The organism is Algoriphagus machipongonensis, from assembly GCF_000166275.1.
GTDB classification, from domain to species: Bacteria; Bacteroidota; Bacteroidia; order Cytophagales; family Cyclobacteriaceae; genus Algoriphagus; species Algoriphagus machipongonensis.
Genome location: NZ_CM001023.1, coordinates 2,848,960 through 2,874,681, shown reverse-complemented (window position 1 = coordinate 2,874,681; position 25,722 = coordinate 2,848,960). Strand labels below are relative to the sequence as shown.

Here is a 25,722-nt window from a genome sequence, read left to right as displayed (position 1 = left end):
ATGGAATTGAGTAAAGCTATAGAGCTCAATAATCAAGGAGCAAAATCTTTTTTGGAGGGCAAATTGAATGAAGCTGAAAAATCGTTTAAGGATGCATTTCAATTGGATCCAAAAAACAGCTCTTTGTTGAACAATATGGGGCTTTTGTATCATCAGAAAAAAAATTTTGAAACAGCTTTAAATTATTTTAAAAAGGCGATCAAAATTGAGGATAAGGCTAGCTATTTAATAAATGAAGGAAATACACTAGCCATGATGGGCAAGGTGGAGGAAGCCAAACAAAAATACCTTGATACCACTCAAAAGCACCCTGATTCCATGGGCGCCTGGATAAGTTTAGCTCGATTATCTACCCACCAAAAAGACTATGATCTAGCGAAAAACTATTGGAATAAAGTCATTGCAATTGAAGCCAGGCCTGAGTATTTACTGGAATACGCAAAGGTTTTAATACTTCAGAACCAGTTGGAAGATGCACTGGAGATTCTTTATTCAGTTTCTGAAAAAAGCCAAAATCCTGAAATCTGGTTTCAAATTGGCAGAGTCGAGCACCTTCAAAAAAACTATGGAATAGCAGAAAAAGCTTTAAAAAAAGCATTAGCAGAAGTTCCTGATCAATTGGATTTTCGCCACTATTTAGCAATAAATTACATGGCCATGTCTGAGATTGAGCAAGCACTCTATCACCTGGATTTCCTTCTGAAGCTCTATCCCGATCATAAACAAATCCTTACTGAAAAAGGGGTTGTGATGTTCAGTATCAATCAATTGGAAATGGCCGCTCAACTGTTTGAAAAAGCACTTAAGATTGACCCTTCTTATCAAAAAGCTCAACATTATTCCCAACTTATAAAAAAACAACTAAACTAGTTTAATGGACTGATTTTGTGGGATGAGTAATGTTAAATGAAAGAAAATAAGAAGGTTATATTTTTTGAATAGATAGCAGAATATGAATGAGTTGTTAAAATTTTTGAATGTTGCCATAAGATCTCGGCTGGACTTTGAACTAGGGAAAGTGGATAGCCTGCAAAAACCCCAGATGAACCTTCACCTTAACAAGGAAGATGCTTTGGGCAAATTTATTTTTGAGCATCAGATTCAAAACCAAAACTTATTGCTTTTGGTGCTGGCTTTGACTCCTCATGTTGACCCTGGATTTTTTAACCGGATTATTCAGGATTATTTTCCAAAAGGAGGGGAGTTCCCTGAGTTTGGCGGAGTGAAATCAAAAAATCATCGTGGTATCATTCCCACAGGGGAAACAGCTTTGTATGTTTTGGCAGGAAATGATCCCAATACCCGAAGACAATATTTTCCCATCTTTCAAGAGTCAGAATTATTTAAGAAGGGAATTCTTTATTTGGAAGAAGTAGGTAGAACGGACCCAGAATGGTCTGGAGCTTTATTGATGGATTCTGAGTACGCTGAGCTTTTTACTACAGGTACAGTCAATAAACCAAAACTTGGGATAAACTTTCCAGCTGAACTTATTAAGACAGAGTTAGAATGGGAAGATTTGGTTTTAAACTCTAAGACATTGGACCAAATTCATGAAATTGAAGAATGGTTAAAACATGAGCAACAATTGATGAATGATTGGGGAATGGGCAAGCGCCTTAAACCTGGATTTAGAGTGATGTTTTTCGGTCCTCCGGGAACAGGAAAGACTCTGACAGCTAGCCTATTGGGTAAATATACCAAGAAGGATGTTTATAGGATTGACCTATCGATGGTTACTTCAAAATACATTGGAGAAACAGAAAAAAACATCTCCTCATTATTTGATAAGGCTGCCAATAAAAACTGGATTTTATTTTTTGATGAGGCAGATGCGGTGTTTGGTAAAAGAACCAATGTGAGGGATGCACATGATAAATACGCAAATCAGGAAGTCTCCTATCTCCTTCAGCGGATTGAAAATCATCCTGGCTTAGTAATTTTAGCCTCAAATTTCAAAAGTAACATTGATTCCGCATTCACGAGAAGGTTTCAAAGCATTATTGAGTTTCCTTATCCGGGTTCTGCAGAAAGACTAAGTCTTTGGCAAAAAAATATTCCACTCAAGGCAAAGTTGGGTAAGGGGATAAAGTTGGATTTGATTTCGAAAAAATACGAACTCACAGGGGCTAATATTGTGAATGTAATTCAATTTGCATGCCTCAAAACATTGAGTAAGAAAAAGGAAATTATTGAAGAGGAAGACTTGCTTTTGGGGATCAAAAAGGAATTACTCAAAGAAGGAAAAATTTCGAATTAGGACTTTGAGGAATTACTGATTCCCTATTAATTATTTGGGAGGTTTTACATTTAATAGTAGCTCCAAGTGGATAAAAAACATATTAAAAAAAAAATAGTTTAATCTGAGTTATTATTCGGAGGTAACCAGCTTATAGTGACCTCTTGATTTCCCCATTCTTCTGCTTTTTCTACATCAGTTCCCATATAGAGATCTATTTTTTTTGTCCATCTACGATTCATTAAATCAAGAACTAAATAGGTTCCTTCCAAACCTTCAATGCTGACCTCCATATTATGATTTAATCCAGAATCCAATAAATCTCTAGAAATGGCAATCGCCTTCATACCACTCTTTAAGGTGTCTCCAAAGGCAGTGAGGTTGGGTTCGTTGGATGTTTGATATTTCACTGAATTGTAGGCGGAAGCATTAACTTCCATTGTTCTTTTTTTTGGACTACTACATCCAATAAACAGTAAAATAGAAGCAAAAAAGAAATACGAAATGCATGTATCTATTTTGCGCATGGTGAATAACCCTAATTTTAAATAAAGTCTTCAAAGACAATTTTTTAGGCCCGGCTGGTATATTTAATATAAACAATTATTCGTAACAGCCTAGTTATTTGGACGTTTCTTAAGTTTGGAGTGTAATGAATGCTGTCGTAATTATCAGAAAAACAAGAATCTTTTAATTGATGGATCTGGGTTTATAAAGCTTTAGAAAATTCTAAAATCAGAAAAATGGATCTTAAATATTAATCCCAAAACCATGCATCAATACCAGTCTCAATCCAACATATATGACGAGCACGGCTGTCAAGCCACCCAAAAATCGCAGGTTGAATTTCTTGTTTGAAAGGTAAGAACCTATGCTTCCACCAAGAATTACCGCTAAAACCAATTTCCAGATTAAATCCAGGTCTACCTGAAAGGTATCGGCCACCGTCAAGCCCACAAGCCCGGAAATGGAATTGACTAAAATGAAAACGGAGGCTAAGGATGCAACAGTTCTTGGGTTGGCCCAATTCAACAGATTCAATGTTGGGCTTAGAAAAATTCCTCCACCGATTCCGGAAATTCCAGCCAACAAACCAACACTTCCCCCGAGTCCTAACTTTTTCACTAGGCTGAATTCATGAGAAACTAATTTGGCTTGTATATACCGTAGCACCATTGCTAGGCCGGAAAGAATTAAAGAAGCCCCTAGAACTAGGAAGAAAGCTTGTTGAGAAAGACGTAATTGTGCTCCAAAATAGGCTAGAGGGATGCTTGATACCAAAAATGGCCAAAACAGTTTGATATCAAAAACCTTGTTTCGGATGAATAGAAGGGTGCCTATGGTAACTACACAGATATTCAAAATCAAGGCGGTGGATCTGATCTCATAGAAATTTGTCAGAAATAAGCTCATAATAGCGAGGTAACTAGAGCCTCCACCAAAACCCACCGAACTATAAAACAATGCGATAATGAAAAAAATATAAGGGAGGAATTCTATGGTGATCATGAAAATCAGCTGGTCAAAAGGATTAGAAATGTAATCAAAAAGTCCTGTTTTCGTTAATGCTAGCTTGATTTTTCAAAATAGGAAAGTGTCAAAAATAACATGCAAAGCAGGATACTAGGTGTTAAGAATGAAAACATTGAAGCTGATCAGCATCTGCAAGCGTGTTTTTGTTGGCAATTTTTTAATTATAGGAAAGAATCCTCTTTATTCCGTTGATAAGAAATGTGAAAAAGTAAATTAACTTTTAGATAAAAATTTTCATATTAGGAAAAAAATAGAGTCTTTCTTTAAAGAAAACATTATTGATTCTCCTCAATGTGAACTTGGAGTATCTCCTCTTGAAAGTTTTTGTGTAGTAACAAATATTATGAGATTGAACAAATTAGTGATTTGCCTATTCCTCGGGTTTTTTAGCTCTAATATGGGCTTTGCACAACAGCCTAATATACTTTGGATAACGATTGAAGATACTTCGCCTCAATTTATTGGCAGTTATGGTAATAAGCATGCCAGTACACCTACCATGGATAAGTTTACTAGAGAAGGAGTTCAGTTTTTAAATGCATTCTCCACGGGCACCGTTTGCTCTCCCAGTAGGTCTACCATTATCACAGGAGTAAAAACCTATGAATTGGGAACAGGTAACCATAGAAGCAATTATGCCATTCCCTCTGAGATCAAAGGTTTTCCTTTTTATATGCAGCAAGCCGGTTACTATGTGACGAATAATAGTAAAACAGATTATAATGTTGGGAATGTAGAAGCCTTTATTGAAGAAGCCTGGAATGAAAGTTCAGGTCAAGCAGGTTGGTGGAACAGGAAGGAAGGCCAACCTTTTTTCGCTGTTTTTAATTTTGCGGATTCCCATCAATCCCGCACCATGACACATCCCTATGAATGGTATTTAGCAAATGTGTTAGAGAAATTACCAGAGGAGGAAAGAATTGGAGAAAATGAGTTTGAAATGCCTCCCATTTATCGGGATAGCCCAAATATGCGTAAACAAATGGCGCGTGTATACAACAGTTTAAAGCTCACAGACAATAAAATCAAAGCTCTTTTAAGTCGCTTGGAGGAAGATGGTCTCTTAGATGAAACCATCATTTTTATTTATGCAGATCATGGGGAAGGGATGCCAAGGGGTAAAACAAATGGAATAGATTATGGATATAGGGTTCCTTTTACTGTTTGGTTTCCTCCGAAATATGAAGATCTGTCTCCTTGGGGGACAAAGACAGTTACTGAGGAGCTTATAAGCTTTGAAGATTTGGCCCCAACCCTAATTAGTTTAGCAGGAGCTCCTGTCCCAGATTATCTAAAAGGCAGAATAATGATAGGACAGGATCGAGATGAGAAGGTAGAAAAGCTATTTCTTTCATCCGATAGATCTGATAATGGGATTGATCTGGTAAGAACTGTAACGGATGGACGATTTGTGTATTCAAGGAATTACATGACTTATATGCCTGAGAATAAATATATCAGGTATATGGAAATAGGAGACATCAAGCAGGAAATGCGAAAAGACTTGGCTGAGGGAAACCTCAATGCCTTACAAAAGAGCCATTTCGAAGCAAGGGCTCCAGAAGTACTTTATGATCTTGAAAACGATCCATGGGAAACGATAAACCTTGCAGGCAAGGAAGAATATCAATCCAAATTGTTGGAGATGAGAGCATCGCTGGAATCTCATATTTTGGAACGAAGAGATGTACTTTTTTTACCAGAAATGGAGTTGGAGAATATTTCCGAGAAATCTTCACCCTATCAATTTCGTCAAAGCAGTGAAAGCTACCCTTTTGAGGATATTTATCAAGTGGCCAAGCTATCTGGTTTTCAAGGTCAGGAAGTGATGGAAAAACAGCTGGAATTTTTGAAAAGCCAAAATGAAATTCAGAGGTATTGGGCGGCTTTAGGTCTGAGGTCTCAAAATTTAGACTTGTTGAAAGCCAATAAGGATAAACTTTTAAAGGCTTTAACAGATGATTACGCTCCAGTTTCAATAACTATAGCTTCTCTGCTATATGAATTGGATCAAGATTCTCAGGCTGAAGAAATTCTTAAAAAGTATGTGAAGAGTACCAACTCACATCTCTCATTGCTTGCGATCAATTTTCTGATTTATTCAGATTACAAAAAACCTTTTATCGAGGTGGTCACGGAAGTTTATGAAAATGAAGATGTGGTTTATAACACCTCAGCGGCAAGCAAGGATTTCTTAGGTAGTTTGGGATTGATCCCTAATAATTTTGAATATAAGTAGAGTGAGCTAAATGATATGTGAAAGTGGTGGAACTTGCTAAAGCCACCATGTGGAACTTGGACTATGCCTTTAACTACTAGTCGGAGTAATGAAGTCAACCTTTCTTAAGTTTGGAGTTTATTTTTTGATCGGTGGAATTGTCTATACGAAGCCTTTATTAAGCGCAAGATTTTTCCATATTTTTGGATAAACCTACTCCCAATGAAAAAAACAGCATTATCGTTTTTCTTGATCACTTTTGTCATGCAGCTTGGATTTGCTCAGAGAGAGCTGATCCAGGCCAACCCTTCCGATTTTGGGTTTGATGAAGAGTACATCAATCAAAAAGTGGATTCCATAATGAAAATGGGCATGGATAGCTTGGGCTTTCCTGGAGCCCAAGTTTTGGTAGCAAAGAACGATACGGTAATTTTTCACAAGGCCTATGGCTTTCATACCTATGACCAGAAGCAGGCTGTAGCCCTGAACGATTTGTATGATTTAGCTTCTGTTACCAAAATTTCTGGACCCTTACCGGCTATAATGAAATTGGTGGATGAAGGGAAGTTGGATCTGGATGAACCATTCAGCACCTATTGGAAGCCATGGAGACACAGAAAGGATAAAAAAGTCCTGACACTCCGGGAGATTTTAGCCCATCAGGCGGGTTTGGTGCCATACATCGTGTTTTTGAATAAGGTGGTGCGGAAGAATGGTAAGATCAAAAAAAGATTTGTACATGATACTTCCGATAAACGGTTTCATGCGCAAGCATACGATGGAATTTATATCAAGGATCGCTTTGAGCGGAAGATGAACCGAATGATCAATCGATCCAAAGTTTCTGACGAAAAGAAATACCTGTATTCGGGACTCACTTTTCTGATTTATCCCACATTGATCGAGCAAATTACGGGTACAGACTATCAAAGCTATTTGGAGGAGAATTTCTACCAACCTATAGGTGCAAATACTTTAGGATACCTTCCCGAGAAAAAAAATTATGATAATGCGATTGTCCCCACTGAAGTAGATTCACTTTTTCGAAAAACCTTGGTAAAAGGATGGGTGCATGATGAAAACGCAGCTTTAAAAGGAGGTGTTTCGGGAAATGCAGGCTTATTTGGTACGGCGGATGACTTAGCCAAATTGATGCTGTTTTATCAAAATTATGGGTTGGTCAATGGCCAACAATTGATTTCAGCTGAAACCGTTAAGGAGTTTACCGAAGTCCAATTTCCAGAAAATGACAATCGGAGAGGGTTAGGGTTTGATAAACCGCTTTTGAATAACTCGGAGCTTCCTTTGTCAGAAGCTTATCCTTCTCCTTTAGCTAGCCCAGAAAGCTTTGGACATTCAGGATTTACGGGAACATTTGTATGGGCCGACCCTATCAATAAAATCACATATATTTTCCTTTCCAACAGGGTTTATCCTTCTAGAGACCATCAGAAATTGTATGGTTTAAATATTAGAACTGCTTTGATGGATGTGTTTTATCAGGCAGAGGATAAGTAGGTTTTTGATAGAGGTTTTCCTAAGACGGATCTAGTTTGATTTAAAGCTCAGTATTTGAGTTAATGCCACCTAAACTTGGTTTTTTCTAAGGGGTCAATTTGATTGAATTCTGAAAAATCCTTTGATTTATTTGGTTCCCACCAGTCGAAATAGGAGTCAGCTATTTTCTGTTGAATTAGGTCAGTTTGTTCAACGAATTCTAAAGATTGTCTGTCCTTGACTACGGGGTTTTGAGACGGAAAAGTACCCATTAGAAACTTACTTCCAATTGATCTAGCTCGAATGGATTCGATCGTCCATAGAACGTAAACACCCAGAGTACACTCTAGGGTCAAGTAGGATGAAAGGGTATTCACAGGGAAACCTTCTATGATTTGCTTCTCATTTCTAAAAGTCAACAGTTTTGGGATATCACTAGAGGAAAAATTTGGTAACTGCCAATGTTCGTATTTTCCTGCTTTCAAGAGCTCAACATAGCGCTCGACACTCATATTTGGAGATTCTGATTCGTCTTTGCATCCTGCAAAAACCAATAGAATCAAAAGAAGAGCGTGTATTCCAGTTCTTTTCATTGTGTCAAAAAGTGTTAGGTTTAAAAGTAGCCTCTACTATCTACATATTGCAGGTAATAGAGGCCATTTGATAGGTTTTAATAACTTAATCCATATTTTTCTTCTCTACAACCCATCCTTCCCATTTCGAAAGGCCTGGAGGATTTGTCGAGAAAAGCTTTCCTGCTTCCTCATCACCTTTCAATTGCCATAGATACCAGTTCAAAGCTACCCGAGCAAATTCTCCACCATGTGGCTGTCCATAGGTACCGCCATGTCCTACATCCAGGTTTCCCACAAAAACAGGAATATGATTGATTCGACTGAAATCGTCCATTCCATTACCATAGGCGATGTCGGATTCTCCACCTAGTAAGTAAAGGGTAGGGACTTTGATATTTTGCAATTGATCTTTGGTAACCTGAGGCATGCCGGGCATTCCACCTCCAGGATTCCCCAAAACGCCACTGTTGAATACACCCACCGTGCTTACTCTTGGATCATCCGCAACTTCAAGCGTTTGCAGCCCACCGCAAGACATACCGCTAACTGAAATTTGTTCTGTATCGATCTTTTGAAAATAAGGACTTGTAGGGTCATTATTTTGAGCAATTGCCCAATCGATGGCATCCAAGAGTTTTTGTGACTTGGAGCGAACATCCGTCTGTTTAGGCATAGTTCCAATCGCAACTACCAAGAAGCCATGGGAAGCAATTTCATTGAGGAAGTTGACATGCTCCCAAGGGGAATCGAAACATGCACCATTACCCCAGGCGATCACAGGAAGTTTATTGGATCCACCAAAAGCCTCTATGTTTTGAGGCCTAAAGATGGTATGTGTAGGAAGGCTGGTTTCAGATGTCATTAATGCAGGGTACTCACCGGTACCTCCATCTTCAATGATCTCGCTTACCGTGCTCTTCTGGAAAACAAGGTGTTCTGAAAAGAAAGGCAAGGCTTTGGTTTCAATACGCTCTGCGATACGGTTGAGATGGTCACCTTCATAGCTTTCAAAAAGGTGTTCGATCTGATAGGAATCCAATACATCATGTAGCTTTTTAGTAGCTGAGCTGATACCTCTATCTTCGGTCCCTGCATCCATTCCAATGGCTTTAAGCCTCTTCAAGTTAGGAATATATTGATCAATAATGGTGAGCGTGCGGTTGGCTGTGATCTTATTGATAATGTCTTCTCTTGGCGATCCATCTTTCGCTGGCAGGTCTAGATAGAAAGGTGGGTTTTGAGGGTTAGGGGCGAATGCCGCTGAGGTAGCCAAAGCCGCTATTTCAAAGAAAGAAACGTCATTGATTTGATCTGGAGTTAATTTCTCCAATTTGGAGATCAACTCAGGATCAGTACTTGCTCCGCCATCCATGCAACAAGGGCTTAGAGCGTAGATTGCTGAATAAACCTCAGGATATTTCATTCCCAAACGAAGTGTGCCATAGCCACCCATAGAATGTCCGGCAAGTCCTCTACTGGACTTATTGGCTAGGGTTCTGTAGTTGGAGTCAATGTAGCTTACCAGTTCTTTGGTAACGAAGGTTTCCCAATCGCCAACAGTTGCCGAACTTGCATACATGCTTCCTCTAAATTTATTGTAGGCATTGGGCATCACCACAATCATTTCTTTGGAAATACCTGCGCCAAGTGACTGCTCGATCACCGCCTGAAGATTGATCCAGTGATCCTCCCAACCAAACCACTGGGAATCTGTGTCGGTAAATCCATGCAACATGTAGAGAACAGGGAAATGTCTGTCTGGGTCAGTTTGATAAGAAGGAGGGAGGTAGACGGTTACGTCACGGTCTGCAGGGTCTCCAATCAGGTTACCCTCCAGTGCTTTGCTATGTACTTTGACACGCTCTTTGGTTCCTTGTTGTGCCTGAGCAATCGTCAGTCCAGAGCATAGGAGTAGGGTAAATAGAAAAGTTTTTTTCATAGGTTAATGGGTTTAGGTCTTTTGTAAAAATAGATCAAAGTGATTAGTTGTACAACCGCTCTGTCTAGCTTTATAAGGTCAAAGAGGGTATATCCTTATACAATAGGAGGAGGGTAGCAGTACGATTCTGGGAATAGAAAACCTTTCTATAGACTTGAGAAGGGTTGTTTTTTTAGAATTTAAAGGGCATTCACTTTTTTTGAAAAAACCAATTGCATTCCGACATATGTACTTGATGGTAAGAAAATCAGGCTTGAATCCCCGACAATTGTTGGGAAAAAATCAATCCAAGACCTAGAGAATTAGGGTTTCGTCGAGAAGGGGGCAGTTAATCTACCTTTTCATAAACAAATATTGCACAGTTTTCATTAGGTTGGCATGATTTTGAACTAAAAAGTTTGGAAAAATCCTCAGAAATAAAATATTCTACTGAATTATCTTCATTTTGTATTAGGCTCAAACTCTCCTTTGCCACATAAGTTATATCTGTATAATCCAATCTATATATCTCATCATAGGATATAGTGACTTTTCCTTCTGAAATAGAGTAAAATCCAGAAAAATAGCCCCTGTACCCTAGTATTTCATCTGATCCGACCTCTGTAGTATAATTCTCACCATTTACTGTACCATCAGGTTTAAACTTAAGGATATTTACGTATCTATACTCTTTATCCTCCCATCCAAATTTTCCTTGCAATGAATGCTGATATGTTCCTTCAATTCTAGAGTTAGGAGATGGTTCCCCCACATCTTTGCAACTAAAAATCAATGTGGCAATAAGGATAAATGCTAAAAGGTTTGTTTTCAAAAGAAAAGATTTGTTAAAAGTTGACATTGGTTTTGAGACCTTTTTACAAAGAAATTATAATTTTTAATTATACGTAGTGTAGTTTCAAAACGCAACATACAGTTATTCTATTTGTAAAAGTGTATGGTGACGGTTTTTTTGACCAAGATTTTTGACCTCTTCATTCCACTTTTAGAGAGTTTTTTGCTCCTTTATTCACACCCTGTAATCCTCACCATTTCCAAGAAAATTATGACTTCGTAGAAACGCGAAATCAATCAAAACTTACTTCCTTTTCTCCTGATTTCAATCGGGTATTTCTATTAGCTCCCGGCCCTTCAAAGCGATATTGCACCCCCACGATATCCACAGGATTGTTTGGAACCTCTATCTCAAAGTCTAGCTTTTCATTGATGTAAAAGCTGATTTGCTTATTAACGCAGATCACTTTTACTTTTACCCAATCATTTAGATCACTTCCAAATCCACTCAGGTCCTCAGTTTGACTGGAAACTCCTAAACCAAAAGCTGCAAGAAACAATTCACCTACGCACTCGGGTCTGGAAATTGGTAGGATCAAAATATCCTCTTTTCCTTGTAAATAAATGTCTACCCGCTGGCAAGCTGCCTTTCCATCCGAAAATCCGGATTTTACCTCTGTTTCAAACTCAAAGTTATCAGTAGTGAAACCGCTGATGTCTTTTTGATTATAAAACCGAATCTCTGGTAAATCAGGAAATAACTCAATTCCGTACTTTTCTAGTAGAGCTTTGGATACTTCCACTTGTCCTTCTTTCTCAGTTTCATCTTTCCGTAAATATAGTGGCTTTTCACCCCATGGAGCAGTCAAAACTGACAGCCAGCCGTCAGTAGTAATCTGAATGTCATGTTCCTTCAAAATGACATCCCCGGCCATAAGTTTTGCACGAAAATATCCTGGATAATAGTTCCGGTTTTTCCTATTTCTCCTCAAACCGCCCATGATATCAAAATATTAGGGGCTATTCCAATGGCCCTATCAATTCAATAAAGATTCCATCAGGATCCTGTACCAAAACAAAATGTAAGTTTTCATTTAATGGTGTAGGTGTACTTCCCAATAATTTCACACCTTTTTCTTTTAATCGTTTGATCACCGGGTTCAGCGCTTTAACATTGATGGTGATATACTGAACGCCCGTTCCATCTTGGATATACTTTGGTTTAGATTCAGATTGTTCATTGCCAAAGCTCATTAGCTTCCATTCATTTGCATTTGGGCTATTCTCTAATTTTAGGACACTTACCTCGACGGGCACACCATTTGAAAGGCCCGAACGTTTGGAAAACTCTTCGGTGATGGTGAAGGTATATGCCTGGACCATACCGATTCCATCTATGTAGAATTCTAAGGAACGATCTAGGTCAGATACCACCACACCTGAACCAATTAAATTACTGCTGAAATTAGACTGGGAGTGGGCAGTAAAGCTGATCATCATTCCAGCAACAATACCAAAAATTAGTAATAGGGGATTTTTCATAAATTTTTAATGTTATAGGTTGGGTAAATGTAATATCGTCCAATTTAGCTAAAAATGAATTTTGAAGATTGAACCTACCCATTGCAGCGATAAGTTTATAGACATTACCCTCATAGCCTTTCTAAGGTATTTTAATATCGGAATTACAAATTCCTGAAGAATAAAAAAGCGTAGTTTTCCCGATAGCTATCGCGGACTAAGCTTAGATACCTATTCTACTCCTAGAAGGGGTAGAAATTAACCCATCAACTTACAAAGAATAATTAGATAATTACAGAGCGATTTAAGAGTTTCAAAATCCCCGTTTTATCGGGGCTTTTTTTTGGTTACACATTTCGTTTGGATTGGAAATCCAAATAGCTCGTCATGTTTCTAGTTTTTTAGAAGGTGAAAAAATTACCATTCAAAATAAAAAAAAACCAAACCATAAATAAATTTCATGATGTGAAAATTTATTTCATTTAAAGAAAATAATATCCATATATTTCGAGAATGAAGCTTTCTAAATATGGCTAAGTGTTCAGTCGATTTCTAAGAAGGTACGGAGTGAAACTCGAAGTAAAAGGAAATATTTCTGAAGCTAAGGGAATGGGCAAATTTAAAGAAGGACAGACTTTAAATAATGTGCTGGAAGTCCTGAGCTACCCAAATAATTATAAATATAGAATCAAAAAGGATGCTGTATAAATGGAAATCATTAAAAAATAAATGAGTAATAACCTGAAAATTGTAATTAATAAATCAAATGATAATAACATACTATGGATAAAAGTTTACATAATTTAAATCTTCGCCTAATGATAGTGTTCTTATTGGGGATGTCAGTAAATTTTGCTGCTTCTGCCAATACACTACTTAAGGATGTCCAAGATCAAATGCAACGTCAGATTTCAGGTACAGTTACCTCAGAAACTGATGGGTTGGGAATAATAGGAGCCAATATTTTGCTTAAAGGGAGTGTTCAAGGAACAGTAACAGATATCGACGGAAACTTTACATTAATGGTACCTGATGAGGGTGCTGTATTGGTGATTAGTTATATCGGATACTTAAAGCAAGAAGTAGAAGTCGGAGCTAGAGATCGAATCGATATTGTATTGGAAGAAGATTTTGCTGGTTTGGATGAGGTAGTCGTAGTAGGTTTTGGTAGTAAAGAAAGAGAGGATATTTCAGGTGCGGTAACTTCTGTAAAAATGGATAAGGTTCTTGGTGATAGGCCAGTTACTGACGCTGCTAAAGCGCTTCAAGGTACAGTTCCAGGTTTACAAATTACTTATGGAAGTGGACAGCCAGGTTCAGGTACTAACATAAATATTAGAGGGTTTACCTCCATCAATGGAGGTACTCCACTTGTATTGGTGAATAATGTTCCGATGAGTTTGGATGATGTTAATCCACGTGATATTGAAGATGTGGTCGTACTAAAAGATGCATCAGCAGCTTCCATTTATGGGGCAGAGGCTGCATTTGGAGTGATTTTGATTACTACAAAGACGGGTGGCCTTAAACAACCAATGAAGCTTGAGTATTCCAATAATTTCGGTTTTACAAGACCAAGCACACTACCTGAAAAAGCCTCGCCACTGGATTTTGTAACCGCCTTAGATGATTGGGGACAGCAGACTTATTGGACAGGTCAGAATGTCTCTGATTGGATAGGGTATATTAATGAATATAATTCAAATCCAAGTGCCTATCCAGATGGATATATTACAGATCCAAATGGACTAAGGTATTATACGAGGGAAAACGATCTTTATGGAGAGTTTTTAGGAGCAAATGGTTTTGAGCAAATTCATAATATATCTGTTAATGGTGGAAGTGAAAATACCTCTTACAGAGTTTCGCTTGGTTTTAATGACGAAGATGGAATCATGGTAACCGATAAGGATAGCTACACTAGATATACGGCAAATGTTGATCTTACTACACAGTTCAGCCCAAAATTTAGTACTACCCTTAACACAATCTATAAAAATGGATTGAGAACAGGCCCATTAGGAGGCAGCTGGAGTAACCTATACTATAGTGCTATTAATTATCATTCTGCCACGCCGATTGGTAGTGATGATTTAGGTGGAGGAGAGCAGATTCCTTTTGCGACACCTGCTAATAGGATTAAGAATTCGCCAGAGCGTGAGAATTTTGAAGAAGTAATCCGCTTTTTTCTAAGAGGAACTTATAAGCCAATGCCTGGGATGGAGTTTAATGCTGAGTATACTTTTGAAAAAAGCAGAAATGAGATAAGCTCACCGTCATTTACTCCAACAATGATTAATCCAGCAACTCTCTCGATTACTCCTTATAATCCTGGAGCATCATCCTATTTCACGAGTTCTAATAAGAGAAATTATCATGCTATGAATCTTTATGGTAAGTATGATAAATCTTTTGGCGAGCATGCCTTAAATTTTATGGTAGGTATGAATCAACAGGTCTCAGTCAATGAAGGGTTTAATGCTTCTAGACAAGAGTTGATTTCTCCATCTAACCCAGGACTTTCCACTGCAACAGGTGTAGTGAACGTGAGCGATTTCTACACGGATTATGGAATTGTAGGATTTTTTGGTAGAGCAAATTACCAGTTTAATGAAAAGTATTTATTAGAAGTAAATGGAAGATATGATGGGTCGTCAAGATTCCCAGAGGGAAATCGTTTTGGATTTTTCCCATCCGTATCCGGTGCATGGAAAATAAGCCGAGAACCATTTATGGCTGGTATTGCAAGTGCTATTACTGAACTTAAATTAAGAGGTTCTTGGGGAGAAATAGGTAATCAGGCAGTTGAAAATACTTGGGGCAATTATCCTTATCTACCTACCATGAATTCATCAAATATTGGCTGGATAGACAATGATACTGGGGTGAGAGCGGTGAGTTTAAGTGCACCAGGCTTAGTGAGTGCAAACTACTCTTGGGAAAGAGTAAGAACTACCAACGTTGGTATCGATTTTGGATTATTTGAAAATAAATTGTTTACCACCTTTGATTGGTATAATAGACAGACACTTGACATGCTCGCGGCAGGATCTCAATTGCCAAGTGTAATTGGAGCTACTGCGCCACTTCAAAATGTGGCAGATTTAAAAACCGTTGGTTGGGAATTGGATATCAAATGGCGTGAAAACTTAAATAAGTTTAATTATAGCCTTGGATTCAACCTTTACAATAATAACACTGAGATCACCCGTTTCCAGAATGAAGCTGGTTTATTAAGCCAATATTATGTAGGTCAAAATATCAATGAAATCTGGGGATTTACCACAGATGGATTTTACACTGTTGATGATTTTGTGGAAGGATCCTTAGATGATAATCTACTTAATGGAGAGTTAAAAGATGGGGTGCCATCTTATAGGGGTGTCAATCAAAATCCAGGAGATATCAAATATCTAGACCTGAATGGTGATGGAGAGATTTTTACTGGCAATAGTACGCTTGATGATCCGGGAGATAGATCGATTATTGGAAATTCAACTAGAGGAATGGAATTTGGATTCAATGGCTATATGTCCTATCGTAATTTTGATCTTTCCTTTTTGATCAGAGGAATTGGCAAGCGGGATGTTTGGATAGATAATCCAGTTTCTTTCCCGTATACCTTTGAGTTTACAACAATTTACAACCACCAATTGGATTATTGGACTCCTGAAAATACAAATGCTTTTTATCCAAGAAACTATCCTAATGGTGGTGGTAATTATGGAAACAGCAGAAGAGTTCAATCCAAATACTTATCAAACGGAGCATATCTCAGATTACAGAATATCACTGTTGGATATACTTTAAACGATCAGTTGTTAGATAAGCTTAAAATCACTCGATTTAGAATGTATGTGTCAGGAGAAAACCTCTTGAATTTTGATCACTTACCAAATGGTCTAGACGCAGATTTGACTGGAATCAGTAATGGAGGTAATTATCCATTTATTAAAAAGGTTTCTATCGGAGTTAATGTGACATTTTAAAAATTTAAGATAATGAATTTAATAAAAAATATAGGTTTAGGTCTTTCTGTAGCACTTCTGACGTTTAGTTGTATAGAAGCTACTTTGGACAAAAAGCCAGAATTGGCATTTTCTGAGGATAATGCTTTTGAAAATTTTCAGGTTTCTCAAACTTACGCATATGGTTTTTATACAATATTTCCAGGTTACAATCTAGGGAAGGTAAATAGTGATTGGGATGCAGATTTGATGATGCAAAACAACACCAGCCAAGGATCTTCTTGGATTTGGGGAAGACAGACCATCCCGACTTCTTCATCTATTTGGGATTTTTCCTTTGTTAGAAGAGTCAATATTATGCTTGATAATTTGGAAGAGTCTAATATGACAGAGGCTGAGAAAAATCACTGGAGAGCGACGTGTTATTTTTTCAGAGCATATGATTACTATTCCAAAATCTCTGCTTATGGAGATGTGCCATGGATAGACAGAGTTTTGACTGACGAAGATGAACTATTGTATGCTCCAAGAAGTCCAAGAGAAGAAGTCGCTGGTAATATGATGGATGATTTGTTGTTTGCTGTAGATAATATCTTTGAGCCAGGTACCAATGGAGTAGGAACCAACACCATCAGCAGTGATGTCGTTAGAGCTTTAATTTCCAGATTTGGATTGTTTGAAGGAACTTGGAGAAAATATCATGGACTTTCAGGAGGAGATGATTTCCTTAGAGAATCAGTGAAAGCTTCTGAACAGCTTATCACTAATAATCCAACCCTTCATCCCAATTATAACGAGGTGTTTAATAGTGAGTCATTAGATGGGGTTTCAGGTATTTTGCTTTTCCAAAGATATGATAATGGCATTTTGACACATTACTTAACTTCAAGGCATAGGAATTCAGCAGGAAACTGGGATATCACAAAAAGAGGGGCTGATTCCTATTTGATGCAAGACGGTCAGACTATTTGGAATAGTCCAAATTTCGAAACAGACAAGGACCCCTATGCTGAATTTAGAGGTAGGGACTTGAGAATGCTCTATACTATTACCCCGCCATTTAGAGTGAAACCAGTTTCTGGTGACCGCTTAGCTTGGGAGCATTCTGATGACCCAAAAGATAGAGAGTATATTGATTTTATGGATGGAATTTCTGTGCCAAATCAGAAAGTATTGCCTTCCAGAAATCATGCAGGTTACATTTTGAGAGTGTCTCCTCACTTCAGGGATTTCAATGAAGGTGATCCTTACAACGTTTCCAGAACTGGATATAAATTGTTTAAGTACTATAATCGTCTTCATGACATTCAGAACAATGATTACAACGATGCTCCTATTTTTAGAATGGGTGAGGTTTTGATTAACTATGCTGAGGCTAAGTGGGAGCTAGGAGAATTTAATCAGAGTGTTGCTGATATGACGATCAATAAGCTAAGAGAAAGAGGTAACGTTGCACCTTTGATGGTGGGAGAAATTACTGCTGATTTTGATCCAACCAGGGACCCAGAAGTTGATCCGATCCTATGGGAGATAAGACGTGAAAGAGGAATTGAATTGATGGCAGAAGGCTTTAGATTCGATGACCTAAGAAGATGGAAAAAAATGGATTATACGAATTCACCTAAGCTTGGACGTTGGATTGTAGGTGCTGATGTAAATAATAGAATTCCGATTCAAGGAGGAGCAGAAGAAGGATATATTCAATTCTTCAATGGCAATCCGCCAGCATGGGAAGATTATCAATATCTATATCCTGTACCTTCTGAAGAGATTGCCCTTAACCCTAGTCTTGAGCAGAATCCAGGCTGGTAAGTCTGATAACTTTATTTTAAGCCCTTCGATCTAGGTAGATCGAAGGGCTTTTATCTAACTATGGTATGACTATTACCTTTTTTGATACCTTATGTCACCCATTTTTGGCTAAGTAAGTTTTACCAAAAATTAAATCTTAACAATTCCATAATTATTGTTAGCTCACATTTCTCAATTGAACTTGATCATGAAAAAGAATTACAATTTAAGCCTATCACTTCTGCTGTTTTTTATACTTCTGACTCCTGTCTTTGCAGAGAAAGAAGAAAAGCCTAATATTATTTTTATACTCGTGGATGATTTAGGCTATGGTGATATTGGAGTTTTTTTTCAGAATGAAAGGAAAGCTCAAAATGATCGTAGTGAGCCCTGGATTATGACTCCCATGTTGGATAAAATGGCTAAAGAAGGTGCTATGCTAACTGACCATTATACAGCAGCACCTGTCTGTGCACCGTCCAGAGCATCCATTCTAATGGGAGTCAATCAAGGTCATGCTCATGTTCGAAATAATCAATTTGATAAAGAAATCGGAGAAAATTATACCATTGCAGACATACTTAAAACTGTGGGTTATGAAACTATAGCGATTGGTAAATGGGGGCTGCAGGGGAAAGGGGAGGCACCTAATTGGCCGGCCCATCCATTAAAGAAAGGTTTTGACCATTATTTCGGCTATATCAGACATGCTGACGGTCATGAACATTATCCAGTAGAAGGAATCTACAGAGGAAGCAAAGAAGTATATGACGGATATGAAATTGTAGCAGGTTTAGAAAAAAGTTATACTGGAGACTTATTTACTGCCAAAGCCAAGAACTATATTATTTCTCATCAGGAGGAAAATTCAGAACAACCATTTTTTATGTACTTGGCATACGACACACCACATGCAGTATTGGAATTGCCTACTCAAGAATATCCTTCTGGAGGCGGATTGAATGGTGGGATGAAATGGCTTGGTACTCCTGGGGAAATGACCAATACTGCTTCTGGGGAAGTGGATTCATTTATCTATCCTGAATTTGCCAATGCCACCTATGATCATGACAAGGACCCTGATACTCCTGAGATTGCATGGCCATTAACTTACCAGAGATATGCTACTGTCAATAGACGGATTGATGATCAAGTTGGGGATTTATTACAGTTGCTTAAGGATCTAAACATAGCAGAGAATACCTTGGTGATTTTTACTTCGGACAATGGACCATCTACGGAGTCTTATCTTCCTAAAGAGTATATGAAATATACTCCTGAGTTCTTTAATAACTTCGCTGATTTTGATGGTATCAAGCGTGATGTGTATGAGGGAGGACTTCGTACTGCTACGATTGCTTTTTGGCCTAACCATATTAAAGCTGGAACTGTGATCACATCTCCTAGTATTTCCTACGATTGGATGCCGACTTTTGCCGATGTCTCAGGGGCATCAGCGCCGATTAGGACTGATGGTGTTTCATTATTGCCTTCATTGACGGGGAAAGGAAAGCAAGAGCCAAGTCAGATTTATGTGGAGTATTCGCAAAATGGCAAACTTCCAGATTATGCTGAGTTTTTAGAAGCTCATCGCAACCGGAAGCGAGGGCAAATGCAAATGATTCGAAAAGGGAATATGGTAGGAGTCCGTTATGATATTCAAAATCAATTGGATGATTTCGAGATATATGATGTCTCCAAGGATTCACATCAGGGGGACAATCTCGCAAATCAAAAAAGCGAACTTCAAGAAGAATTTAAATCATCTGTATTGAGGAGGAGAATTGCTGATTTAGATGCTCCCCGGCCTTACGATACTTCGCTTGTTCCTGCCCTAAAAGGACTAAAAGTGAAGGAGGGCTTATTGGCAACTTCCTATCAGGTAAGTAGTGAATTCATTCCTTCAGCATTGGGGAAAGCTATCTCTGAAAAGGTCGTGAATTTACCTGGAGTTGAAGGAGAAAATGGAAATTTAGTGGTCTGGACTGGATATATAAATGTCCCTGAAAGTGGAAAGTATACTTTTTCAGCAGATCGAGAGCAAAGCCACTTCTTTATGCGAATTCATGATATAGCTGTGATAGATGGGAATTATAAAATAGCTGATTCAGCTGAGGGATCAGTCTATATGGAAGCGGGCTATCATCCTGTTAAAATATACTTGATGAAGAATGATAAATCAGCTAAACTGAAATTATCCTGGCAATTTGAGGATAAACCTAAAGAGGTGATATCACCGGATTTTTGGTTTAGATAAGATACATCCTTTCTAAACTTTCTAGCTGAATCGATCATCATAGGATTTGATACCCTAATAACCTTTGAGGTTTTAAAGACCTCGAAGGTTTCAATCATTTTAAGAAATTTTTGAATAGATGGTCTTACTTCCCGATACAGAAAGTAATCTATGCAATTAATAATCTGTAAATCAGTTATTTATAAATATTTTAATTCTGTAGGGTACAAATAGGGTACAAAATGATGCTTTTTCCTCATTTTTTTGACAAAATGTCAGTTGCCCATCCATTTTAGAATTTGTTGTTAAATTAAGAATTCTTCAAACTCAAAAGATATGGAACAGAACCAAATTTCTACTAAGAGGATAATATATGATTTACTTGAAATGAAGGGGAGAGCAATTAAACTTTTGGAAAATGATTATGTATTTAATGATTTCTTAAAGGAATTTTTAAAATCATCTATTGCTGAAGAATTTGAAAATCAAATTCCCAGTATTAAAGAGATTTCAAAGAGATTTAATATTAAATATGACAAGCTTAGGAAATATCTTCATTTGATATACCAGGAATTGATAGGAGAGGGTGTGGCTAAAATCCCTTTTGAATTCAAAAATATCACTTATGTTTTTAATATTTACTATGATTTAAAGAAGCAGAACTTATCCTTTGAATCAAGGTGTTTACCGGTAATTCCAAGAGTTGGTGAATCTATTTCAATTTCATTCTTTTATGCATATTTTGGTTATTCTCATTTCTACGTTGAAGAAATAACTCATGAATTTTTAGAAGATCAACAAATTGTAAGAATCCAATTAAGACCAGGATATTTTAATTCCTATTGGCGCTTTAGAAAAGACCAAGCAGAGGAGGAGGGGGAGTTGGCATTTGATGATTTATATAACTTAAATGAATATCAATTAAAAGTAAAATTAGGAATAGGCCGATACAAGCATTGGGCTAAATGAAGGTTATTACCCTCGTTTGAGGGTATTTTATTTTAAATAGTTCATCTCCAAATTGGGTTTCATCATTCAATCCAAATTTTTCGATTATGATATTACTAGAGGCTAATTTTAAAAATGTACTAAAGCCAATCTTTGAGTTAAATATTATCGTACCTGGCTGAATTAATGATTTTTCTTCAATTATACTGTCCTTTAGATTTGATTCATATGTTGTTTGCCAACTTTGATATTTTGGTAAGAGGTTGATTAAGAAGTCTTCTTTATTCATATGAAATGCCCTGTTTTTAATTGATGCATTCTTATAAAAGCTATTCCATTCCTTTATGAACCCATCAATTATTTCATTTGTGATTTTATTTGGATAAATAAAATGAATGAGGTCTAGCAATAATAGATTTCGATTTTTTAATTCAGATTCTTTCCAGTCAATATTAAATATTAAAAATGATGCTTTAATAAAAACATCCTCTTTCTCTTTTTTAATTCTATGATTTACAGGGTCAAATGAATATATCTTCTCGCCTTTGTAAAAAGCATAAGAAATAAGGAAGGGGCTTAAAATCTCTGTTAGGTAGTTTTTCAACCCATATATTTTTTCGCCATCTACAAATAAACCATTAGATAAATAATTCTCCTCAGAAGAAAATGTGGAAATGCTTTCCTTGATAATTAGTCTTTCTAATGATAATTTTTCCAATTCTTTTAAGAAATTTTGGAAAGAATTCTTTTTCATTTCATAAAACAATTCTCCCCGGTTATATCCATTTGGAGTATCAATTGGGGTAGCAGAATTTCTGGAACGGATTTCACCGAATTCGTGATCAAGTTCCTTAGAATTTTGGAGTCCTAAAACAGTATACTCTTCATTATACTTTTTCCCATGGAAAATTATCATGAGGCTTAATGCAGCTCCTAGATTTAATATTTCTTTTCTTGTTATTGGATCCTCAATACTTTCTGTTATATCACCTGTTTTGAAAATTATAGAAATTCTTTGACTGAATCTTTCCCTTACTTTTTTGAAGTGTCTATGTATGGCATCAAATTCTTTTGAATTACCAATGTTTGCTTGACTTAAATTTATTTCTTCCTCAGAATCCCCTTCTTGATCAGAATCGTTTTCTAATGAAAGTTTTTGCTCATTACTCTCTACAACTTCGTTTGACTGAATAAGACCTTTTGAAATTTGATTGATTAATTCAGTTATTGCTGAGGTATCATCGTAAAGTGAAGCTTCTTGTTTGACGTCATTAAAAGATCTTAGTTCATTGAATTGAGCTTCATTGATTTCCCTATAATTTGATTCCTTAGTACTGGTTATATCTCTAATTGATGAATTTGAAATTGTTTTTTTGATTGAATCTTCAAATTCATCAATCCAGCTATAATCGAGAAACTTTAGAAGTTCTGCATAATTAGCAGATTCTGGATTTAAAAGAAATAAATCTATTATAGCGGAACTTTTAGACTTTCCGATTAACGGATTAGTCTTTTCAAGTGCAATATTATTTTGGATAGTAAAATAGGGAGAAACCTTCTCTTTATCCTTGTAAATGGCAACTAGGGAGGGTCGTAGGGATTCGATAATTGAAATAGTAATGAATCTTCCCTCAAAATTCAATTCTATGAAATACGGTGATGAAGACTTATTTTGGCTTACACCAATCGTAATAGGTTTATTATTTGGTTTCTTAAATTCAAGTACTAAGCCAGAAGTATCTAATTCTGCAGATATGATTTTATTTTCAAAAGACTTTGAATCTTTAACATCTCCTTGAATCCATTCTTTTTGTTTTTCATTTTGAATTAAAATAGAGTTTTCTGGATTAGGTTTTATATCTAAATCCCTCAAATAATCCCGATTACCACTTCTTTTGATAAGTATTGATGCTTCATCGTTCTTAAAGGAACCTTCTGTTCCTAAACCTTGCCTTGTTGAATTTGCACTACCAAGAAGAAGATACTCTATCCCAGATTTAAATTTGAAATGTAGAATTTTTGCATGAAGGCGGTTGAATTTGATTGCATCATCATTTGAAGAGCTATTTATCCAACTGTAAAAATTGACATTTGGGTTTACACTAGAATTGAATTCGGTGGGGAGAAGTCCAAATTCTAATTCCACTATACAATCTAAAGTCCTAGGTTTAAACTCTTGATTAAGCTTTTGGATTGTGTATCCATCCTTATCATAAAAAGGGCAAATTATTGTTAGCTTTTCTAAGTTTGGTTCTGAAATTTCTGATTTAAGTTGTTCAAAAATTGAGCTACCGTTTTTATTTGTCAATAAGGATATTTCTTCTTCTGAATCGAGTTGAATATTTTTCTCATCGGTAAAATTTCCGATTTCTGAAATCCAAGAAGCTTGCGCCAATATCCAATCTATTTTTTTTCTATTAAACTTGGAAAGCTGTTCAAAATATGTTTTTAAATAATTCCAAGCTGCGCTAAATATTGGAGCATGGTTGATTTCTAAGTCTTTAATATGAAATGCAGCCCATATTTCATCATTGGTATTAATTCCAGAAGAAGTAATATTTCCTGATCCTAAAACCAATAGACCTTCTTTCTTTCCAATTAATAACATGATTTTTGGATGAAAAACACCATTACTATCAATCGGAGAGATCGAGTAATTCCTTACCCTTTCCAGAATTTCAGAAGGAGCTTGTTCTATGGATTTTTCTAATTGTGTTCGATCTATTAATAAATTGATATTGGAAATATTAGCTTGGCGGAGAATATTTGATACTTTCGTTTCAAAAAAAGTAAAATCAAAACTATAGGATGTGATAATTGCATGTTGATACCTAGATTGATCTTTGCCAATTAATTCAAGGATATTCTGTCTTTCAAATGTCATATTTTAATTTCTCTAAAAAATCAATTCCAACTTTACTAATCTTCCCCTCTGGAGATAATAGTTGCAAATCTTTGAGATAAGTTATAAGATTACCTACTCTGGGTCCTGTAAAACCTGGTCCAAACAAATCAATCATTCGAATCATACCTTCTTCCAAGATGAATTTTTCGGTAGACTGATTTCCTAATCCCATCTTCCTATAAGCGATATGCTTGTGTCGAAAAAAAATATTTTCTATTAGGAAGTCATTTAAAAACGGTCTGATTGATAAATTCTCGGTGAGTTGAAACTCTTCAATAAATGACAAAACATCTTTGCTTAAATCATATTGATTTTCACTAACATATTGTCTTAATCTTTCAGCATTTATAGTGTTCTCTTTCAGAAGTTTAAAAAGTAATTTAAATGATGAATTCGATCTCTGAATCCCCAAGGTGTTCATGATTTCTAAGTAAAGATTCTTTTCACTAGAATTCACCTTGTCTAAAATTTGAATTACTTCATCATTCTCTGATTCTATTAGCCCATTTTCTTTTAGACTAAGCGTTATTTCAGATGATATAATTTCGATTAATTCATAAAATGGATACCAACCTGTTCCTGCTAAGTCTTGTAACTTTTCAATACTTGCGTGAAGGATAGCTGTGCATGCTAATTGCCAATATTCATTAAGTTGATAATAATACCAACCGGAAAGACATTCATCCTCATTTTCATTTATCAGTCCCTTTGAGTCGTAAGCCCACATCGTGAATTCCCTGTCATTAATTTCTCTATTGGTATCCGAAGCAAAATTCATCAAATGGAATATTGTTTCTTTTCGTCGATTTTTAGGTTCCTCACCATAAATCAGAGGGGTATCAGTGCTAATAAGTAGCTTGGTTAAAAGATTCCACTCTTCAGTTGTTTGATCAATTTCACGAAGATTGAAATCATCTTTCAGTTGTTTTAGATTATTCCGATTTACTATACCTGATTCGATGCATTTTAAATATAATAATCTATTAGAATCGCTAATATTGGATTCAAAGGCTTTAGCAAGCGAATCTCCAGATACGATTGAATGATCTGTTTGTTTGGTAGGCCTGTATAGGCCAAGAAGTATATTATTTGAATCAACAACTTCCTCAATAATTCCAATCTGGCGTATTGAGCCTAAATAATATTGACCAAATATTCCAAATGGATACTTCCAATAAGTATCAACGGTTGATCCATTTGAATTATAAATCCCTTTTTGAAGATCAAAGGAATTGTTCTCCTCTTCCAAAAATTTAGCTGCAAGGGTACCACCATTAATGCCTTGAATTCCATTTGATTGTGATATTAGGGCATTAAGGAATTCAGCTCTTCTAATGAATTGTTTTTGTTTGCTTGGATCTGTTGAAACTATACTTTTTGGATATTGACTGAGTAGCCAAGGATAGAAACTATAAGATCTTATAAGTCCAGTTACATTATTTAGACCAGGAAGTAGTCTTGAATATGCTTGTTCAGATGCGTTCTGTAGCCCTAGTGGGTCTAGACCACCAATAAAATTAATTTTAGCCCCTAAAAAAGGGAGTCTGATTTCATTGTTTCTTAAAACAGTTTGAGTCATAA

General features: G+C 36.5%; 18 protein-coding genes. 9 read left to right on the top strand and 9 right to left on the bottom strand.

Going from position 1 to position 25,722, the window contains the following annotated elements; all coding sequences use genetic code 11:
- Positions 1-870, top strand: a complete 870-nt coding sequence (locus ALPR1_RS12040; protein WP_008201024.1) for a tetratricopeptide repeat protein — start codon at positions 1-3, stop codon at positions 868-870.
- A gap of 172 nt (positions 871-1,042) precedes the next feature.
- Complete coding sequence (locus ALPR1_RS12035; RefSeq protein ID WP_237701532.1) at positions 1,043-2,260, top strand: ATP-binding protein; 1,218 nt, start codon at positions 1,043-1,045, stop codon at positions 2,258-2,260.
- A gap of 98 nt (positions 2,261-2,358) precedes the next feature.
- On the opposite strand, the gene ALPR1_RS12030 is transcribed toward ALPR1_RS12035, so the two are convergent.
- Both ALPR1_RS12030 and ALPR1_RS12025 read right to left on the bottom strand, forming a co-directional pair.
- Positions 2,359-2,766 (bottom strand): 3D domain-containing protein, encoded by a 408-nt coding sequence (locus tag ALPR1_RS12030; protein WP_008201021.1) that lies wholly within the window; start codon positions 2,764-2,766, stop codon positions 2,359-2,361.
- Between the two features lie 223 nt (positions 2,767-2,989).
- A complete protein-coding gene (locus ALPR1_RS12025; RefSeq protein ID WP_008201020.1) occupies positions 2,990-3,748 on the bottom strand; it encodes a sulfite exporter TauE/SafE family protein in 759 nt (252 codons plus the stop codon).
- A gap of 367 nt (positions 3,749-4,115) precedes the next feature.
- Between ALPR1_RS12025 and ALPR1_RS12020 the strand changes: the two genes are divergently transcribed.
- Both ALPR1_RS12020 and ALPR1_RS12015 read left to right on the top strand, forming a co-directional pair.
- A complete protein-coding gene (locus ALPR1_RS12020) occupies positions 4,116-6,011 on the top strand; it encodes a sulfatase family protein (RefSeq protein ID WP_008201017.1) in 1,896 nt (631 codons plus the stop codon).
- A gap of 201 nt (positions 6,012-6,212) precedes the next feature.
- The gene (locus tag ALPR1_RS12015) at positions 6,213-7,508 is read left to right on the top strand and encodes a serine hydrolase domain-containing protein (protein WP_008201016.1); all 1,296 of its coding nucleotides are present in this window, start codon (positions 6,213-6,215) and stop codon (positions 7,506-7,508) included.
- Between the two features lie 59 nt (positions 7,509-7,567).
- Here the strand turns inward: ALPR1_RS12015 and ALPR1_RS20355 are convergent, their stop codons facing one another.
- From ALPR1_RS20355 to ALPR1_RS11990, 5 genes are all read right to left on the bottom strand, one after another.
- A complete protein-coding gene (locus tag ALPR1_RS20355; RefSeq protein WP_008201015.1) occupies positions 7,568-8,080 on the bottom strand; it encodes a DUF4943 family protein in 513 nt (170 codons plus the stop codon).
- 85 nt (positions 8,081-8,165) lie between these two features.
- The gene (locus ALPR1_RS12005) at positions 8,166-10,001 is read right to left on the bottom strand and encodes an alpha/beta hydrolase-fold protein (RefSeq protein WP_008201014.1); all 1,836 of its coding nucleotides are present in this window, start codon (positions 9,999-10,001) and stop codon (positions 8,166-8,168) included.
- 328 nt (positions 10,002-10,329) lie between these two features.
- Positions 10,330-10,812 (bottom strand): restriction endonuclease subunit S domain-containing protein, encoded by a 483-nt coding sequence (locus ALPR1_RS12000; protein ID WP_153231810.1) that lies wholly within the window; start codon positions 10,810-10,812, stop codon positions 10,330-10,332.
- A 253-nt stretch (positions 10,813-11,065) separates the two neighbouring features.
- Positions 11,066-11,773, bottom strand: a complete 708-nt coding sequence (locus ALPR1_RS11995) for a hypothetical protein (protein ID WP_050776394.1) — start codon at positions 11,771-11,773, stop codon at positions 11,066-11,068.
- 19 nt (positions 11,774-11,792) lie between these two features.
- On the bottom strand, positions 11,793-12,314 hold the full coding sequence (locus tag ALPR1_RS11990; RefSeq protein WP_008201011.1) for a VOC family protein: 522 nt from the start codon (positions 12,312-12,314) through the stop codon (positions 11,793-11,795).
- A gap of 516 nt (positions 12,315-12,830) precedes the next feature.
- Here ALPR1_RS11990 and ALPR1_RS20815 point away from each other — a divergent pair.
- The 5 genes from ALPR1_RS20815 to ALPR1_RS11970 all read left to right on the top strand — a co-directional run bounded on the left by ALPR1_RS20815 (position 12,831) and on the right by ALPR1_RS11970 (position 21,257).
- Positions 12,831-13,001 (top strand): DUF4974 domain-containing protein, encoded by a 171-nt coding sequence (locus ALPR1_RS20815; protein WP_153231809.1) that lies wholly within the window; start codon positions 12,831-12,833, stop codon positions 12,999-13,001.
- Between the two features lie 110 nt (positions 13,002-13,111).
- A complete protein-coding gene (locus ALPR1_RS11985; protein WP_237701530.1) occupies positions 13,112-16,282 on the top strand; it encodes a SusC/RagA family TonB-linked outer membrane protein in 3,171 nt (1,056 codons plus the stop codon).
- A gap of 12 nt (positions 16,283-16,294) precedes the next feature.
- Positions 16,295-18,073 (top strand): RagB/SusD family nutrient uptake outer membrane protein, encoded by a 1,779-nt coding sequence (locus ALPR1_RS11980; protein WP_008201009.1) that lies wholly within the window; start codon positions 16,295-16,297, stop codon positions 18,071-18,073.
- Positions 18,074-18,260: 187 nt separating this feature from the next.
- Positions 18,261-20,309: a sulfatase-like hydrolase/transferase gene (locus tag ALPR1_RS11975; protein WP_008201007.1), complete on the top strand. Its 2,049-nt coding sequence runs from the start codon at positions 18,261-18,263 to the stop codon at positions 20,307-20,309.
- A 315-nt stretch (positions 20,310-20,624) separates the two neighbouring features.
- Complete coding sequence (locus ALPR1_RS11970) at positions 20,625-21,257, top strand: hypothetical protein (protein WP_008201005.1); 633 nt, start codon at positions 20,625-20,627, stop codon at positions 21,255-21,257.
- Here ALPR1_RS11970 and ALPR1_RS11965 read toward each other — a convergent pair.
- A complete protein-coding gene (locus ALPR1_RS11965; RefSeq protein WP_008201003.1) occupies positions 21,250-24,120 on the bottom strand; it encodes a phospholipase D-like domain-containing protein in 2,871 nt (956 codons plus the stop codon). The genes ALPR1_RS11970 and ALPR1_RS11965 overlap by 8 nt on opposite strands.
- Positions 24,110-25,720 carry a hypothetical protein gene (locus ALPR1_RS11960; RefSeq protein ID WP_008201002.1) on the bottom strand — a complete coding sequence of 537 codons (1,611 nt, stop codon included), beginning with the start codon at positions 25,718-25,720 and terminating at the stop codon, positions 24,110-24,112. Before ALPR1_RS11960 ends, ALPR1_RS11965 begins: the two co-directional genes overlap by 11 nt.
- Positions 25,721-25,722 lie beyond the last annotated feature (2 nt).

Coding starts and splice junctions, on each gene's coding strand:
- ALPR1_RS12040 (WP_008201024.1), top strand. CDS start 1: ATGGAATTGAGTAAAGCTATAGAGCTCAATAATCAAGGAGCAAAATCT.
- ALPR1_RS12035 (WP_237701532.1), top strand. CDS start 1,043: ATGAACCTTCACCTTAACAAGGAAGATGCTTTGGGCAAATTTATTTTT.
- ALPR1_RS12030 (WP_008201021.1), bottom strand. CDS start 2,766: ATGCGCAAAATAGATACATGCATTTCGTATTTCTTTTTTGCTTCTATT.
- ALPR1_RS12025 (WP_008201020.1), bottom strand. CDS start 3,748: ATGATCACCATAGAATTCCTCCCTTATATTTTTTTCATTATCGCATTG.
- ALPR1_RS12020 (WP_008201017.1), top strand. CDS start 4,116: ATGAGATTGAACAAATTAGTGATTTGCCTATTCCTCGGGTTTTTTAGC.
- ALPR1_RS12015 (WP_008201016.1), top strand. CDS start 6,213: ATGAAAAAAACAGCATTATCGTTTTTCTTGATCACTTTTGTCATGCAG.
- ALPR1_RS20355 (WP_008201015.1), bottom strand. CDS start 8,080: ATGAAAAGAACTGGAATACACGCTCTTCTTTTGATTCTATTGGTTTTT.
- ALPR1_RS12005 (WP_008201014.1), bottom strand. CDS start 10,001: ATGAAAAAAACTTTTCTATTTACCCTACTCCTATGCTCTGGACTGACG.
- ALPR1_RS11995 (WP_050776394.1), bottom strand. CDS start 11,773: ATGGGCGGTTTGAGGAGAAATAGGAAAAACCGGAACTATTATCCAGGA.
- ALPR1_RS11990 (WP_008201011.1), bottom strand. CDS start 12,314: ATGAAAAATCCCCTATTACTAATTTTTGGTATTGTTGCTGGAATGATG.
- ALPR1_RS11985 (WP_237701530.1), top strand. CDS start 13,112: ATGATAGTGTTCTTATTGGGGATGTCAGTAAATTTTGCTGCTTCTGCC.
- ALPR1_RS11980 (WP_008201009.1), top strand. CDS start 16,295: ATGAATTTAATAAAAAATATAGGTTTAGGTCTTTCTGTAGCACTTCTG.
- ALPR1_RS11975 (WP_008201007.1), top strand. CDS start 18,261: ATGAAAAAGAATTACAATTTAAGCCTATCACTTCTGCTGTTTTTTATA.
- ALPR1_RS11970 (WP_008201005.1), top strand. CDS start 20,625: ATGGAACAGAACCAAATTTCTACTAAGAGGATAATATATGATTTACTT.
- ALPR1_RS11965 (WP_008201003.1), bottom strand. CDS start 24,120: ATGACATTTGAAAGACAGAATATCCTTGAATTAATTGGCAAAGATCAA.
- ALPR1_RS11960 (WP_008201002.1), bottom strand. CDS start 25,720: ATGACTCAAACTGTTTTAAGAAACAATGAAATCAGACTCCCTTTTTTA.